The 15284-nt window shown below is 53.7% G+C and carries 12 protein-coding genes; 5 read left to right on the forward strand and 7 right to left on the reverse strand.

The window, feature by feature from the left end:
* Positions 1-54: 54 nt before the first annotated feature.
* From CWO84_RS21025 to CWO84_RS21055, 7 genes are all read right to left on the reverse strand, one after another.
* The gene (locus tag CWO84_RS21025) at positions 55-2328 is read right to left on the reverse strand and encodes an FUSC family protein (RefSeq protein ID WP_101054998.1); all 2274 of its coding nucleotides are present in this window, start codon (positions 2326-2328) and stop codon (positions 55-57) included.
* Positions 2325-3482 (reverse strand): biotin/lipoyl-binding protein, encoded by a 1158-nt coding sequence (locus CWO84_RS21030; RefSeq protein WP_101055000.1) that lies wholly within the window; start codon positions 3480-3482, stop codon positions 2325-2327. Before CWO84_RS21030 ends, CWO84_RS21025 begins: the two co-directional genes overlap by 4 nt.
* Positions 3483-3497: 15 nt before the next feature.
* Positions 3498-3761, reverse strand: coding sequence for a YtcA family lipoprotein (locus tag CWO84_RS21035; protein ID WP_033155473.1), 264 nt, complete (start codon positions 3759-3761; stop codon positions 3498-3500).
* Between the two features lie 178 nt (positions 3762-3939).
* The gene (locus CWO84_RS21040) at positions 3940-4410 is read right to left on the reverse strand and encodes a MarR family transcriptional regulator (RefSeq protein WP_033155472.1); all 471 of its coding nucleotides are present in this window, start codon (positions 4408-4410) and stop codon (positions 3940-3942) included.
* A 119-nt stretch (positions 4411-4529) separates the two neighbouring features.
* Positions 4530-6068, reverse strand: a complete 1539-nt coding sequence (locus tag CWO84_RS21045; RefSeq protein WP_033155471.1) for a TolC family protein — start codon at positions 6066-6068, stop codon at positions 4530-4532.
* A gap of 219 nt (positions 6069-6287) precedes the next feature.
* On the reverse strand, positions 6288-8183 hold the full coding sequence (gene ftsH / locus CWO84_RS21050) for an ATP-dependent zinc metalloprotease FtsH (protein WP_033155470.1): 1896 nt from the start codon (positions 8181-8183) through the stop codon (positions 6288-6290).
* A 435-nt stretch (positions 8184-8618) separates the two neighbouring features.
* On the reverse strand, positions 8619-9005 hold the full coding sequence (locus tag CWO84_RS21055; RefSeq protein WP_101055002.1) for a hypothetical protein: 387 nt from the start codon (positions 9003-9005) through the stop codon (positions 8619-8621).
* A gap of 445 nt (positions 9006-9450) precedes the next feature.
* Here CWO84_RS21055 and CWO84_RS21060 point away from each other — a divergent pair, with 445 nt between their 5' ends.
* The 5 genes from CWO84_RS21060 to CWO84_RS21080 all read left to right on the forward strand — a co-directional run bounded on the left by CWO84_RS21060 (position 9451) and on the right by CWO84_RS21080 (position 15201).
* The gene (locus CWO84_RS21060; RefSeq protein WP_033155468.1) at positions 9451-9852 is read left to right on the forward strand and encodes a hypothetical protein; all 402 of its coding nucleotides are present in this window, start codon (positions 9451-9453) and stop codon (positions 9850-9852) included.
* 506 nt (positions 9853-10358) lie between these two features.
* Complete coding sequence (locus CWO84_RS21065) at positions 10359-11720, forward strand: hypothetical protein (RefSeq protein ID WP_240618112.1); 1362 nt, start codon at positions 10359-10361, stop codon at positions 11718-11720.
* Positions 11721-12246: 526 nt separating this feature from the next.
* Entirely contained in the window at positions 12247-12975 is a 729-nt protein-coding gene (locus tag CWO84_RS24740) for a VPLPA-CTERM sorting domain-containing protein (RefSeq protein WP_101055003.1), read from the forward strand.
* A gap of 296 nt (positions 12976-13271) precedes the next feature.
* On the forward strand, positions 13272-14270 hold the full coding sequence (locus tag CWO84_RS21075; RefSeq protein ID WP_101055005.1) for a sulfate ABC transporter substrate-binding protein: 999 nt from the start codon (positions 13272-13274) through the stop codon (positions 14268-14270).
* A 28-nt stretch (positions 14271-14298) separates the two neighbouring features.
* Complete coding sequence (locus CWO84_RS21080; RefSeq protein ID WP_101055007.1) at positions 14299-15201, forward strand: EAL domain-containing protein; 903 nt, start codon at positions 14299-14301, stop codon at positions 15199-15201.
* Positions 15202-15284 lie beyond the last annotated feature (83 nt).

Consider the following 15284-nt stretch of genomic DNA (forward strand, 5'->3'; position numbering starts at 1 on the left):
GTCGCTCCCGCGCAGGCGGGAGCCCAGGGGCTATATTGGATGCACTGCGCGGCCTTATTGCAGATCAAGGTCCGGGCCGGATTGTTGCGGATATGACCTGGCAGCCAGCACTGCTTTTTCGATGTGGGCTATCAGCTCCACAATTTGTTGGTCCAGCATAAAGCGTAGCTCCCACTCTACGGCCAAATCGTCGGCCAGATTGTCGATACGATGATGATCGATATAACTTTGCTTTAGACGCGCTTGATGATTGGCAAGCTCGATCCGGTTGCCGGCTTGTTTGCCTTGCAGGAGGCTGGCGGCATATTCCAGGGCGGTTGCCAGCTCGGCATCGAACGCCCGGCTGAGCTGTTGCAATTCATCAGGAAAGTGGCTGAAGCGCTGGCCGCTGAGTAAGCGATAGCGTTTGCGGACTTGTAACAAGCCGGATAAATGGCCGGCGTCCTTCACAATCGTCCGCAGCGCCGCTCGTTCATGCACTTTCTCGGCCAAGCGCGCATCGGGTTCCAATACCGCGTGTGCCAACAAGTCTTGAGCGGCGGCCAGCTCTTTTTCCGCCGATAGCCGTAAGGGTAAGGTGTAAGTGAGCAGGTGACTGACATCGGGTAAGCGCTTGGTGAAGCTGGCAAGTGTGCGCAACGCCGCTACGCTGTGGTGGCGGGCCAGTGCAATCGAGCGCCGCGGCCACAGCGCATAATCGATAACGCCCATCACGATAAGTCCGAGCAAAATACCTATGACCCGGTCGCGCGGCAGATATAGGTCGGTGACTTGACCAAAATCATGCAGCACAAACAACGCAAATGAAAAACCAAGTTGCCGGCCCAGATAAGCGATGCGTTCGCTGCCGGCGGTAATCCAGGCTGCCAGCGCCCAGAATGGCGCTGTGGCAAACGCAAAGCCGACGATGGTATCGAGCTGAGATTGAAAGACCAATACGTAAAAATAAGCGCAGATCCCGCCGACGGCGGCGCCCGACACCCGTAACAGCGAGAGCCGGTAGTCGGCGCCGAGACTGGTTTGTGCCGCGACCAGACAGGTGGGAATCGCGGTGTTGATGTCCGGCCAGCCCAGGCTTTCCACGATCAGCATGCACAGGATCGCGCCCAGGGAAAATTTAATGCCGAATTGCAAACTGTCGGCATAGCTTGCCCAAAACTCGTAAGCAAACCAGGCTGGCAGCCAGCCATGTTCAGGGTTGTCGTCGGATTCAGCGTTGATGTTTTTACTGTCTTTGGCGGCTATCGGTTGATGCAAATCATGCATCAAGCCGGCAATGCGTTGCAGAGCCCGCCACAAGGCGGTTAACAGCGAGGGATTAGCTTCCCGCGCATAGTTTTGCAATACCTCATCGCTTAGCAAGCTGGTGATTTCTACGGACACGTCGCGCGATTCCGCCACGCCTTGCCGTAATCTGGCACAGGCGCTTTGTAAAGCCCGATATACATGCAGTTTTTCCGGCGTCAGCGGCTGGGCCCTATATTCCGCAGCCAACACTTGATTAAGCCAGTCCGCCAACTGGCGCAAACCGTCTATTTCCAGCAACAGCGCCCGATAAGTCAGGTGGCGTTCGTGTAAAGCAGGATGGATCAATTCGGCGTTGGCCAGTAAACCCAGCAGTTTGCCAAGGCTGCCGGCAGCGGCGTGCATGGCTGCTTCAGGTCTGGGGCTATACGCACCGGCATCGGCCAGACGCGCGCTGAAAATGTATTCCACCGTCGCCAATTGCATGGCGATCTCCGCTTTTAACAGTTTTAGCGGATCTTGCGGTTTGATGGTTAAATGCACTACCGTCCATGTTCCCAGCGCCAGTACGCCAATAATGGGGATGTTCCATAAGGCATGGTAAATGTTTTCATCGGGCGTGCTGGGGCTGTACAGCACCGCCACCGAATACCATAAAGCAATGCCCGTGGGCCAGGCGATCAGGCGGGCGTGAAACAGGGACAAGGCCAAGATGACGAACGATAGCGGCAGCAGTAACCAAGGGTCGTTGCCGGCCAGCATCAGCGTCAATACCGATACCAAGGTCGTGACCATCAGGTAACCGAGCTGGCGTATTCCAAACGCCAGGGATTGGCCGGCGTTGGCGTAAGCGTCGTAGCTTAGGCAAATCAAGATGGAAATTGCCCCTAGCGGCGGGATATGCAAGGTTTGGCTGACGAGTGCGATTGTCAGGGTGACGACGAATAAACGCAGGGCGGCGACGCGCCGTGCCGGTGTATCTTTGAGTTCGGCGGTTAGGAATTGCCCCAGGCTGGTGCCAAACCAAAGCCGGTTGGGTTTTGACTGTGTGCTTGAACCAGTCCGGCTGTCGCCTCGGGTCATGACGGCGGCAGAGCTGTACCGGTTGCGTCGGCAGTGGCTTTCCGTACCGTCACAAACGCGGTCATGCCCATACGGAGCGGATGCGCGGGGTCATGCTGTTTAATCTCGATTCTTACCGGAAAACGCGAAGCCAGAATGACCCAGTTCAGCGTGCGATCTATCTCCGGCAACACGCCATGCTGTTTGATATTGTCGGGCGAATTGGCCCAGCCGATCCCGGTCACCACGCCGCGAAAGCGCTTGCCCGGATAAGCAACCAGAAACACCTCGGCTTCCTGGCCGGGTTTGATCGACTGCAAATAAGTTTCCTTGAAGTCGGCGATCACATACCACTGGCGGTCATCGACCAAAGCGAACATTTGCGTACCGGCCTTGGCGTATTCGCCTTCGCGGGTATTCAAATTGGTGACGTAGGCATTGAAAGGCGCTCGCACGTAACAGTATTCCAGATCGAGCTCGGCGGCGGTGACCAGGGCTCTGGCGGCTTCGATACGGGCATTGACGTCGCCGACCTGGGCGACTAACGATACCGCTCGCCGGCTATCGCTCTTGGCTTCCTCGATGGCACTGCGAGCCGACAGTTCTTTAGCTTTCGCATCCGCCAGTTCGGCGCGCGAAGCCGCATAACGCGAGCGCGCCTGTTTGAGCTGGTCGGCGGTGACGTATTGCTTATCCGCCAACGGTTCCAGCCGTTCCAGATAGTTATGCAGATATTCGTCTTCCGCCTCGATTTTTTTCACTTCGGCACTGGCGGCAGCGCGCTGGTGTTCCAGGCGTTCGATAGCCATTTCCGCGGAACCGCTGGAGGCGCGCCGGGAATCCACGTCTTTTTCCGCCAGCAGCAATTCGGCCTTGGCTTTGTCCAGTCTGGCCTGATACGGGCGCGGGTCGATCACATACAGCAAGTCGCCCTGTTTGACGTATTGGTTATCCTCGACATGCAATTCCACTATACGGCCGCTGACTTCCGGGGCGATGCCGACGATATTGGCCCGCACCATCGCGTCGTTGGTGCGCGGATTTTGATAATTGATATGCCAAACCAGCGCGCCGGTCGCCGCCGCACCCAGCACGATGGCTATGCCAATGATGCGGCCGAGCAATATCCGGTTTTTCAGGCTTAACCCTGGGCTATCGTTTTGACTGTTTTCCATCAGGCTTCGCCGTTTTCATGCTGCATAAAACACCAACCAGATGACAAAGGTGCATAAGGCCCAAAGGCTGGGCGCGATCAACAGCGGCGGTCCCAAATGGGGCGCCAGCCGGTAGCGCACCAGTTGCCACATCAGCAGCATGCTGGTTGCCAGCCCGCCGAGGATGCAGATGATCCAGGCCGGCCAGAAAGAACCTTGCAGACTGAGCAGCGGATCGCACGCGGTCAGGAAAATCGAAAGACTCGCCGGGAAAAACGTTTTAAGGGAACCTCTAAACATTCCCTCGCCGTCAGGGAGAGGGCTAGGGTGAGGGGGGTAAGTAATTGATTTTAATTCCCTCATCCCAACCTTCTCCCGTGAGGAGAAGGAGGTGTTTTTATTTTTAGAGGCCCACTTAAGTAATCGCCCGGAGATCATTGTGCGCTTCACCTCAAACGTATGAATATTTCGGCACTCGCTAGAATTCATCATCGACTTGTTCAATATGATTGCCGCGCGCGGTGATGACCGCTTCATGCAGTCTATGTAAATCCGCCTCCAGCTTCGAGATTTCCTCGGGCGCATAATCGTCGAACAGGCGACCGATATGGGCCAGATGCTCGGGGAAAGTCTGTTCGTAGACGGCGCGGCCCGCATCGGTCAGGCGGATGATCTGGCTGCGGCCGTCTTTTTTTGACGCCGACCTTTCCACCAGGCCCTTGTCCTCTAAGCGGCTGACCACGCCGGTGAGGGTGCCTTTGGTAATCAAGGTTTCTTCGCCAAGTTTCTTGGGCTGCATGCCGGCGGTTTTGCCTAGCGTGATGATGACATCGTATTGCGGCAAGGTTAATTCGAGCCGGTGAACGTGGCGGGCCGCATAAGACAAAAAGGCCTGGTGGGTGCGGAGTAACTGGCGCAAAACGGTTGGAAAGGTAGAGTCGGAGGACATAATGTGAAAATAATTGTTCTAATTAGGATTCGATGATAACCGTAAGCTCATTCATGCTCAAGACCATCCCGGCGCATGGGTTTGGGGTTACTGGCTGTGTGGTCATGAAAGACGGCCGTTTAAGGCTCATTTGACACGTCCTGGTTTTGCTTGCCTGACACATAAACCAGTGTCGCGGCGGACCGCAATAAGCCCGCACGACTGTCGATTTCGGTAAAGCGGGCCCGCGCCAGATCTTTTTGCGCCGATAACAGTTCGATTACCGTCGAAAAGCCGTGTGTATAGGATTCCTGGGTGGCGGCATAGGACTCTTTGGCGGCTTTCAACAGCGCCAACGCAAACTCGCGCTTTTCCAGCGCGGTTTTGGTGTCGGCGTAGGCTTTCCAGATGTCGCGCATGATTTCCAGACGCAAGGCCTCCAACTGGGCTTGGGATGCCGACCTTTTGGCCTCGGCTTCCCGCACCGCATTGCTGCGTTCAAAACCGTCGAACAAGGTCCATTCCACATTCAACATGGCCGTATCGACCATGGCGTTGGCGGAATAATTCTCTCCGCCGCTCGGCTTGGTATGCACGTCGCCCCAATATTGATTACCGACCATGCCGCGTAACGATATTTTCGGCCAGAATTCCGCTCTGGCTTTTTTAACTTCCGCTTCGCGAGCGCGCAATTCGGCGAGGCGCGCCAGCAAATCCGGACGCTGTTCCAAGGCCTGATCGACGATTTTTTCCACCGATTGCGCCAGTTCGGCGGGTAAGGGCAACTGGCTCAGGTCAACCAGATGCAGGCTGTATGCCGGCGAAATACCCAAATTATTGGTCAAATCGGCGCGTGCCTGAGTCACCGAGCCGCGCGCATCTTGCAAGTCATAACTGGATTTTGCCTGCTCTTGTAAGGCCAACAACAGATCGGGTTTGGTGGCCAGGCCTTGTTTGAGTTTGGCTTGCACTGAATCGGCGTTGGTCTTGGCCGACTCGAACGTTTGCTGCGCCGCCGTCACCTTGGCCAAGGCGGCCTGATAGGCAAAAAAACTGCTGGCCACCCGATAGGCAATTTCCTGGTGTTTACGGTCGAAGGCAAAATTCGCCGCGCTCAGACGCTCCGTACCGGCATCGACCAGTGCCTCCCGGCGCCCGAAATCGAATAAGGTCCATGCCAAATCCAGGCTGGCGAGAGCCGCGTAGCCGTTGCTGACCAGCGCGCTGCCGGGGATGGGAAAGCTGCTGGTAAAATGCTGACCAAAGGCCATTGCCGTTAGCGTTGGATACCAGGTACTGCGATTTCTTTCCAGGCGCGCGGCAGCGGCTTTTGCTTCCTCCCAGCTAATCCGGGTTTCCGGATGGGTGCGTAAAGCCAAATCCACCAAGGCCGGTAAATCGTAGGTTTGTTGGGTATCGATTCCGGCGTCCACAGCGCTGGGACTGGATGTATCAGGTGCTGGCGGCCGGTTTTGGGTTTGATAAGCGCGCCAAGATACAGCCGACTGGGCAGGGACTGGCGGAGTGTTTTCTGCATGCGGTAGCGGCGTCGGCACGCTGCAGGCTGTCAACACTGTCAATGTTGCAATCGCCGCGTTGCGATAGCTTGGCGCTAAGTACGCCAATATTGCCGAATTGGAAACGAATTTTTTCAAGCGTTTATTGGGTTGTCGAATCACTCTAATTTGGAAAAAATCCCCTGGCCATTGCTGTATTCTTTAAACCCGACTCTATCATTTATTGGGGGCCGGCGAGAAACAGTTCATTTGTTTAGTTAAGTTTTATAAAGTCGTCGCACGTCAAATTTCGGCTTTTTAATCCCTCGCCCACCCCCTGCCGGCGGGGAGGGAGAGAATCTGCCGAAATTTGCTGTGCGAAGGGTATGTCAGATCTTGAGATCACGACAAAGCCGCTATTTTGCCGATAGGAGCTACCGTTTCAGTCGTCGGCCTGGGCAATTTGCCGTTGTCGGAGTGCCGTTTTGCCGGCTGGGCTGCCTTGGGCGGTGCGATCTTGCGGCCCTGCATTAATTCGTCGATCTGATATTTGTCCAGCGTCTCCCAATCCAGCAAGGCTTGCGCCATATTGTGCAGAATATCCATATGCGATTTCAGGATGGCTTCGGCGCGTCTGTAGTTATTCGCCAGGGTTTGTCTGATTTCATGATCGATCAGGCGGGCCATTTGCTCGGACATCGGTTTGGTTGAACCCATAAATCCGCTGTCGTTGTCGCCGCAATCCATGGGGCCCAGGCGATCGGATAAGCCCCACTTGGTCACCATATTCCGGGCCAATTGAGTAGCACGCTGAATGTCGTTTGAGGCGCCGGTGGTAACTTTGTTTTTGCCGTAAATTAAAGCCTCGGCAATCCGACCGCCGAACAGGCTGGAAATTTGGCCCTCCAGTTTATCTTTGCAGGCACTGTATTGGTCGTGTTCCGGCAGAAACATGGTAATGCCCAGCGCGCCGCCGCGCGGCATGATACTGACTTTGTAAACCGGGTCGTGCTCAGGCATCAAACGGCCGACGATGGCGTGGCCGGCTTCATGGTAGGCCGTCATCAGCAAATCCTCGCGACTCATGATCATGGTGCGTTTCTCCGCGCCCATGATGGCTTTGTCCCGGGCGCTGTCCAGGTTGTGCATGGTCACTTCCCGCTGGTTGTTACGGGCCGCGAACAAGGCGCCTTCGTTAATCAGATTGGCCAGTTCGGCGCCAGAAAAACCCGGTGTGCCGCGCGCCAGGTCGGTGATATTCACATCGTCCGCCAAGGGAACGCGGGTGGCGTGGACTTTGAGAATTTGTTCGCGGCCTTTGATGTCGGGCAAGCCGATTTGCACTTGGCGATCAAAACGGCCCGGCCTCAGCAAAGCTTTGTCCAGCACATCGACCCGGTTGGTCGCGGCGATGACGATAATCCCTTCGTTGCCGCTGAAGCCGTCCATTTCCACTAATAACTGGTTAAGAGTTTGTTCGCGTTCTTCGCCGCCGCCGATATTACCGCCGCTACTGCGCTGGCGACCGACGGCGTCGATTTCATCGATAAAGATAATGCAGGGCGCGCGCTTTTTAGCTTGCTCAAACATGTCGCGCACCCTGGAGGCGCCGACACCGACGAACATTTCCACGAAGTCGGAACCCGAGATGGAAAAGAACGGTACGCCAGCCTCGCCGGCAATCGCTCGAGCCAGTAGGGTTTTACCGGTACCGGGAGGGCCCACCATCAACACGCCGCGCGGAATTTTGCCGCCCAAAGCTTCGTATTTGCCCGGATCTTTCAGGAAATCGACCATTTCAGCCACGTCCTGTTTGGCTTCCTCGGCGCCGGCCACATCATTGAAACGTATCTTAACTTGATCTTCAGTCATCAATTTGGCCCGACTTTTACCAAAGCCGTTTTGCGCGCCGGCACCCTGTTGCTGCTTACGCATGAAATAGATCAATACCCCGATCAGCAGCAAAGTGGGGGCCCAAGAGAATAACAGTTGCGTCAGGGTGGACTGCGTCTCAGGCCGCTCGACTTTGATCTTGACGTCATATTCCAAAAGATCGTCTATGATCCGCGCATCACCAGGGTTGTAAGTGGCAAAGCGGGTGCCGTTATGGCGGCGGCCGTCGATGGATCTGCCGTCGATCACTACTTCGGCAACGGATTTGCTGCGCACATCCTTGATGAAATCGGAATAGGAAATGTCGTTTTGCGAATTGTAGGAAGACAGTCTGGGATTGAATACCGCGAACATCAAGATAGCAATGCCAACGGTTATGGATAGAGCGATGAAGAGCTTTTTCATGATTGCGATCTCCTGTTTAGGATGCAAGGTTCAAGTGATACGCTTCGGCAAGACTTGGGTTGGTGCACGGACGTTTGCCGCATCGAGCCAGGCGAGAATAGAGAACCCTGGTTCGACATAAAAAAATCAGCAACTTTTGCGCCATTAATTCGATATAAAAAAGACCCGCATCACCGCTTCGCCAGTTGGCGAACAAGTTAACTGTCACGTTTTTCTTTTCGGAGGTAAGAAAACGCTTGGTCCATAGGTCCAAGGCCGACGCACGCGCATCAAATGCGCCGGCGTTATCCGCAATGCGGGTCGTAAATGGCAGTCTTTACATACAGCTTTAGCCCTACAATGCTCTAGCCTGTGTCCAATTTGTACACAAAACGCCCCGATTTTGTGCGCCGCTCGGCCCTTTGAGGCGTGGCTCAACCGGCGGTTTTACGCGGCTTAATGGCTGGAAATATAAAGCGTGTGCATTTCCTCGTAGCGACTTAAAGCGTCTTTCAAGGATTCGCCGGCCAATTGCAAATCGCCGCCGCGGGCTGCTTTCCATGCGGTATTCAGGCGTTTGCCGGCATGCTGGCGTTTGACTTCGAGATCGTTGTTCTCGATGTCTTTTTGCTGTTGCTTGGCATGGCTGACCAGCTCGGCTACGGTTTCTTTGTCTGCGCCGTTTTCTACTGCGGAGATGGACGCTTTGACTTTGGAAATGGTGCTTTCCAGAGCGGCTCTTACTTCTTCGTGGCTAAAAGTCGCCGCGGAGACCGGAAAACTCAGCGCGCTGATAAGTGAGATTGCGATAGAAAAAGTTATGAATTTTTTGCATGACATCATGATGTTAGCCTCGGTAAACCAGAAAAAATAAATCGATAGCGGCTTGCGCCTCGGCACTTCAGGATCAAAACGAACTTATGTTTCGAGAGCTTCGTTTCAATTGATAGTGTGGGTAAAGTCTATCAGACTATGGTTCTGATTAGAACTTAATTTGTTTTCATAAGAACTATATGTGTGCTTTTCGTCACACTTTTTATTGCCCCGAATCTTAAATATTGTTCGGGCTGAGTGTGTCGAAGGACGCGCGGCATAAGGCTTTGAAGCGCTCAGTCCGAACGGTGTACCCGTGTTAAATAGGGCCGGGTTTATAATTGAGTATGCATAAGCTTGCCAGCCGTAAAGGGGGCGCTCGCGTTTGCTTGATTGAATTGAACGCCAGCAATGTGCGGTTTTATTGGTAAGCTAAGGGTATAACTATTCTTATAACCACGCCTCGGAGAAAATAATGATCATGGTATTAAAAATTGCTGCTGCCACTTTGTTGAGTTTGAGCGGCACTGCGGCACATGCCTACGGCAGCAGCCAGAGTTCTCAGCACTGCGATAAACCGGTGTTTTCGGAGTTTCAGCCAGCAACCAATAAATATTTGCAATCGTTCAGCGAGTTTTCGTTGATGGCTTCCGCGAACACCACACTGACATCGGTGGTGGTTAACGTGAGTGCCGGCGAAACCAAATACCATTTCACCTCAAAGCAACTGCAAATCACCCAACAACCTAGCGGCCGCTTGGAGATAAAGGGCAAAGTGGATAGACCTATAGAAGGTGGATTTGCGCGCTTGAGTATTACCGCCCACAGCAAACCCGGTTGTGAAAAAACCGACGGCTATCTGATTCGCATTCATTAATCGCTAATTAATTCGGCCGTCAAACATCGTCGCTCCCGCGCAGGCGGGAGTCCCATTCTTCATGCGGCCGCCGCGATTTCCAAGGTTAGGAATAATCTACACCGGGCATTCAGAGCCTTCCCTTCCGGAATGCTGTAATCACCAAAATCAACGAACAACGCGCATCCGGCAAGACTTGGTATCTGGTCTATAGTTGCGATTGACCGGCATATCCAGTGCTGGGACGTTAGATGCGCTCAGTGTGGCGCCTCATTCCGGTATCGCCACGAGTCGGACGGCCAGTTTTATCCCGCTTGCTGCGCGGTAATTTTCGGAACGACCGGATAGCGTTGACCGCAGTTCAAGCGATTAAAAGGGTGATAACAATGACTAAAAAGCCTGGGTTTTATCTGTTTCCGATGTTGTTTTTCACATCCGCTGCCGCCGCTGATTACAAAGCCGACATCGGCTATCAAGCCTTGCTCACGCAATGAGGTGCAAACACGCCGACCGGCGCTGGTGTCAATGTGGTTCACGCCGAAGCGTCATTAGTCGAATCGCGGGATCACTCGGATTACCCCATCTATGCGCCGAATATTCGTAACACCCAATTCGCCGGTAAGACGTTCAGTTTTCCGGGAAAAAAAGCCAGTACCGCACCATCGGGACATGCTGACAGCGTCGGTGCCAGATTTTACGGTAAGGATTCCATTGCCAACGGCATCGGCAACATCGCCAGTTATGATGCCAACGCCTGGATCGATAGTCTGATTAGTCCAACGGCCTTGGCTCCCTTCAACGCCAGTCGGATTGCTAACCACAGCTGGGTCGGCAAAGGCGACACCGTGCCGGAAACGGCGATGATTCTGCGTTTGGTTGATCGACAGGTGCAGCGCAACCAATTCATCCAGGTGGTTGGTATGCACAATGGCCTCAGCGACTCGCCGCTGTTGGGCAGCGCTTACAATGCAATTGCGGTAGGGCGCACGGACGGTAGGCAGGATAGAGGATCCGATGCGGTTGACTCGTTATATATATCGGGGCGGACGCGCCCCGATTTAGTGGCGCCGCAAACTACCACTAGCGGAGCCACACCCATAGTAGCCGCTGCTGCCGCGTTATTAGTTGAGACCGGCCACAAGGGTGGGGCTAATTTATCGCAGGGATCGATTAATATTGAGGGCGTGGGAACCGTTTACAACGCTGAACGCGCCGAAACCGTTAAAGCTGCGTTGCTGGCGGGTGCCGACAGAGCGACACAGAATGCTTCAACCACGGACAACATCGTCGACTATCGCCGCAGCGGGCATCAAACACTGAACGGCCTGGATGATAGATTCGGTGCCGGCCAACTGAATATTTTGCATAGTTACCAAATCATCGCCGGTGGCGAACAAGATAGCCTGGAAGATGGCGGTGCGGCAAACGGCATCGGCTTGGCCGGATTCGATGTCGATACTGCGTTCGGCGGCTTGGCTAGTAATAGTTTGGCGACATACAAATTCGCCGCCGCGACGGCTTTGAATTTGCAGGCGTCTTTGGTTTGGAACCTTGGGGTATCGAACGATCTGAATCTAACAACCACTTTATACGATCTGAATCTGGAGTTATTCGACGCCACGGCGCAAAACATCGCCGCTTTCTCGGCGAGCAGCGCCGACAACAGCGAGAACCTGTGGCTTAGATTGGTCACCGGTCATGACTACGAATTGCGGGTCAAATCCGGCGAAGCCAGTCCGTTCAGCTGGGATTATGCGTTGGCCTGGCATATGAGCCCGCTGCAATCGGCACCGGTGCCTTTGCCGGGGGCGTTTTCCCTGTTTCTTTCCGTACTCGGCGGGTTTGGCTGGCTGGTGCGCGGGAAACGATGTAATACCGAAGTTTTCTGATTGAAGGAACCTCTGCCCAAGCAGTTTTCATCAGCGGCTGCGCACCCTCTCTTTGACTTATTCAGTAGACCCTTAAAATACCGGGTTCCGCTATTCCCGCGTTGGCCGGAGCGACGATATTTGTGGGCCGGGTTAATAAGCGGCTTCAGCTAAACCAAAAAATTCGTCATGCCTATGCAGATACCCAAAGGGCATAAATTGTGGCAAATAACTTTGTGCGTAAGTTATTTCACGGAAAATTCACCGCGCATTAATACTGGTCATCTACGTATCTTTCTGTATTTAAACAAAAATGTTTTGTGGTCTGAATATTGTATAGGGATCGCCGTGCTTAGCCATAGGCGTGGAAACGGCTAACACGATGCAGGACTTCCGATAATTCATACTCGTTTCTATAGGCAACTTAGCAAACTAAGTACGCCGCGGCCTACCTGCTTTCAAAGACGAGGGAACGGCGAATTTTTAGAGGCTCCTAAAATCAAGATCCCTACGCGCTTTAACTTCAATCAACATAAAGGTTGTAATCGTGAATAAACTAATAAAATCAATCGGTGTCGCCGGATTGGCAGGGTGTGCGCTCTTTGCCGAGGCCCAAGCAAATACACTGCAAGTGTCAGGCACCATTTATAAAGTAAGTGGCGGCACTACTTACGATACTTGGAAAATCAATATGCTTAGCGGCGGTACATTCAAAGTTGATGTGTTGGCTTATGAGGCCACGCAAAAGCAAACATCCACCGCCGGTTATCAGGAAGTCGACCTGAACAACGACGGTGAAATTACTTTTCTGGACCCGGATACTTATATCTACCGGGATGACGGCTTGCTGGATGCCGGCGACATGTTGGCGCGTTGCGACGATTCCGATGGCAATCACTGCCCCGATAGCAGCAATCAGCCGATTTTGACAAATACCGACGGTTCGGCGGATGGTTCGCTTTTCTTACGTGATCCGGCGTTTAACGTCACCTTGCAAGCCGGTAATTATTTATACCTGGTGGCCGATTACACGTTATCTACCAGTGAAGCCGTCGCCGGTATCAATACTAACGACAACTTGACCTTACCGACCGGGCTTCCCGCCCGCGATCATGGCGATTATCGGCTGACCTTAAGTTCCGATACGCTAAATTTTTCCTTGGTGGGCAATACCATCACGGTCTCGCAAGTGCCTATTCCCGGCGCTGTTTGGCTATTCGGCAGCGCGCTGGCCGGATTGGCGACGGTAGGGCGGCGTAAGATAGCTGTGGTTTGACCTTGCTCATCGGCGGGAGGCTTGGGCTTCCCGCTGCTTTTTGTTCTGGTATGACACCAAAGCCGGCGAACGCCTTACTCGCCGCTTTGTCGGAATTTTCCTGAAAACCTTGGTTTACGTTGAACCTGGTCATGCGTCAGGGTTGCCTGTATCCGGAATTAAATATCGCAATATAAGATATTTAATTCTAATTATATCGTTTTTGTTGGTTATCGGCTTTGCGTAGCATAAGCCCCGTGGTCAACCAACATTCAGCTTGCCGCAAGCAGATCGATAACTTTTTTTCAGGAGTACCCATGAGATTCACCCATACCTTCAAGCCCTTACTCTTCGGCATCGCCCTGGCCCTCAGCGGCAATGCGCTGGCCGAACGCACCCTGCTGAACGTGTCTTACGACCCGACCCGCGAGTTGTATAAAGAATATAACCAACTGTTTACCCAATACTGGAAAACCAAAACCGGCGAAGACGTCAGTATCCAGCAATCACACGGCGGCGGCGGCAAGCAAACCCGCGCCGTGATCGACGGCCTGGAAGCCGACGTGGTGACCTTGGCTCTGTCCGGCGACATCGATCAAATTCACGAGAAAGCCAATCTGTTACCGAAAGACTGGCAAAGCAAACTGCCCAACAACAGCCTGCCGTACACCTCGACTATCGTATTCCTGGTGCGCAAGGGCAATCCCAAAGCTATCAAAAACTGGGACGATTTAATTAAGGACGGCGTCTCCGTCGTCACCCCCAACCCGAAAACCTCCGGCGGTGCCCGCTACAACTACCTGGCGGCCTGGGCCTTTGCGGAAAAGAAAAACGGCAGCAAGGACGCCGCCAAGGCTTTCGTGGAGAAGCTGTTTAAAAACGTGCCGGTACTCGACTCCGGTGCGCGCGGCTCCACCACTACTTTTGCCGAACGCGAAATCGGCGACGTGTTGATTACCTGGGAAAACGAAGCGTATTTGGTGCTCAAAGAATTCGGCGCCGATAAATTCGAAGTCGTCACCCCGCCGTTCAGCATCCTGGCCGAACCGCCGGTCGCGGTGATCGAAGCAGTGGCGAAAAAGAATGGTAACCAGGATCTGGCGATCGAATACCTGAAATATCTATACACCAAAGAAGCCCAAGAGATTATCGCCAAAAATTTCTACCGGCCCACCGACAAAGACATCGCAGCTAAATACGCCAAACAATTCCCGACTTTGGAATTGGTTAGCGTAGGTCAATTGGGTGGCTGGGGCTCGATTCAAAAAGAACACTTCGACGATAACGGCGTGTTTGACAAAATTTACGGGCGCTAAGAACGTTTAGGCAGAGGAGGGTGTAGCCATGGTGGAAAATACCATCGAATTGCTCCGTGACGATCTGGAACGGGCCTTGTATCTCGATCTGGACGAATTCAAACTGGAAATCGAGCAACAGGAAGTACTGAGCCGGTTCATTGGCCTGAAATTGCGCAGCGAGTTTCAACCGATATTCGATGCCGGCAAATCCCAGGGATTGCTTGGCTACGAAGCCTTGCTGCGCACCTCCACCGGCTTGGAAGCCGTGGGTCCGGATTTTGCGTTCAGTTGGGCGGACAATCAGGGCAAACTGGTGAAGCTGGATAGGGTGGCTAGAACCCTGCACATGCTGAATTATCTGAATCTGCCGGCGGACAAGGGCTTGCTGTTTTTAAACGTGCACCCCAAATTGCTGGTTAGCGTGAATACGCACGGCAAGGTGTTCGAGCACATTTTGCATCTGCATTCGGTGCCGACTACAAGAGTGGTGCTGGAGATCATGGAAAATGCGGTGGAGGCCGATCAACAGTTGCTGGAAGCGGTGGACAATTACCGCGACCGCGGCTTCCAGGTGGCTATCGATAACTTCGGTAGCCGGCATTCCAATCTGGACCGCTTGTGGCGCTTATCGCCCAGCTTTGTGAAATTGGATTTAAGCATCATCCATCAAGCGCAAACCGACGCCAAGATCCGCCGGGTGTTGCCCAAATTAATCGAAATCATCCAGGCCCTGGGCGCGCAAGCGATTATCGAAGGCATTGAAAACGAGGTGCAACTGGATATTGCCTTGGATGCCGGCGGTAAATTGCTGCAAGGTTATTTCCTGGGCCGGCCTGCTGCGGCCGGACACTGGCAAAAACCAAAGCTGGTCGTGCAAGAGAATCCGTTAATGCCTGGCGCACCGCAGCATTTCGGTAGTTTCAGTGTGCCGGCCCAGCATGGTATGTAGTGTGCGACGACTGCAAGATAGTTTGATGATTGACCGAAAACCGGTGAAATGTGCTCTCCTGTGGCAATCCTGCTAACCCCGCC

The sequence above is a fragment of the Methylomonas sp. Kb3 genome (genome assembly GCF_002834115.1).
Lineage (GTDB): Bacteria > Pseudomonadota > Gammaproteobacteria > Methylococcales > Methylomonadaceae > Methylomonas > Methylomonas defluvii.

Bases quoted from the DNA above. Each gene is read 5' to 3' on its own strand.
- CWO84_RS21030 (WP_101055000.1), bottom strand. From the start codon at position 3,482: ATGGAAAACAGTCAAAACGATAGCCCAGGGTTAAGCCTGAAAAACCGG.
- ftsH (WP_033155470.1), bottom strand. From the start codon at position 8,183: ATGAAAAAGCTCTTCATCGCTCTATCCATAACCGTTGGCATTGCTATC.
- CWO84_RS21075 (WP_101055005.1), top strand. From the start codon at position 13,272: ATGAGATTCACCCATACCTTCAAGCCCTTACTCTTCGGCATCGCCCTG.
- CWO84_RS21025 (WP_101054998.1), bottom strand. From the start codon at position 2,328: ATGACCCGAGGCGACAGCCGGACTGGTTCAAGCACACAGTCAAAACCC.
- CWO84_RS21040 (WP_033155472.1), bottom strand. From the start codon at position 4,410: ATGTCCTCCGACTCTACCTTTCCAACCGTTTTGCGCCAGTTACTCCGC.
- CWO84_RS21080 (WP_101055007.1), top strand. From the start codon at position 14,299: ATGGTGGAAAATACCATCGAATTGCTCCGTGACGATCTGGAACGGGCC.
- CWO84_RS21035 (WP_033155473.1), bottom strand. From the start codon at position 3,761: ATGTTTAGAGGTTCCCTTAAAACGTTTTTCCCGGCGAGTCTTTCGATT.
- CWO84_RS21060 (WP_033155468.1), top strand. From the start codon at position 9,451: ATGATCATGGTATTAAAAATTGCTGCTGCCACTTTGTTGAGTTTGAGC.
- CWO84_RS21055 (WP_101055002.1), bottom strand. From the start codon at position 9,005: ATGATGTCATGCAAAAAATTCATAACTTTTTCTATCGCAATCTCACTT.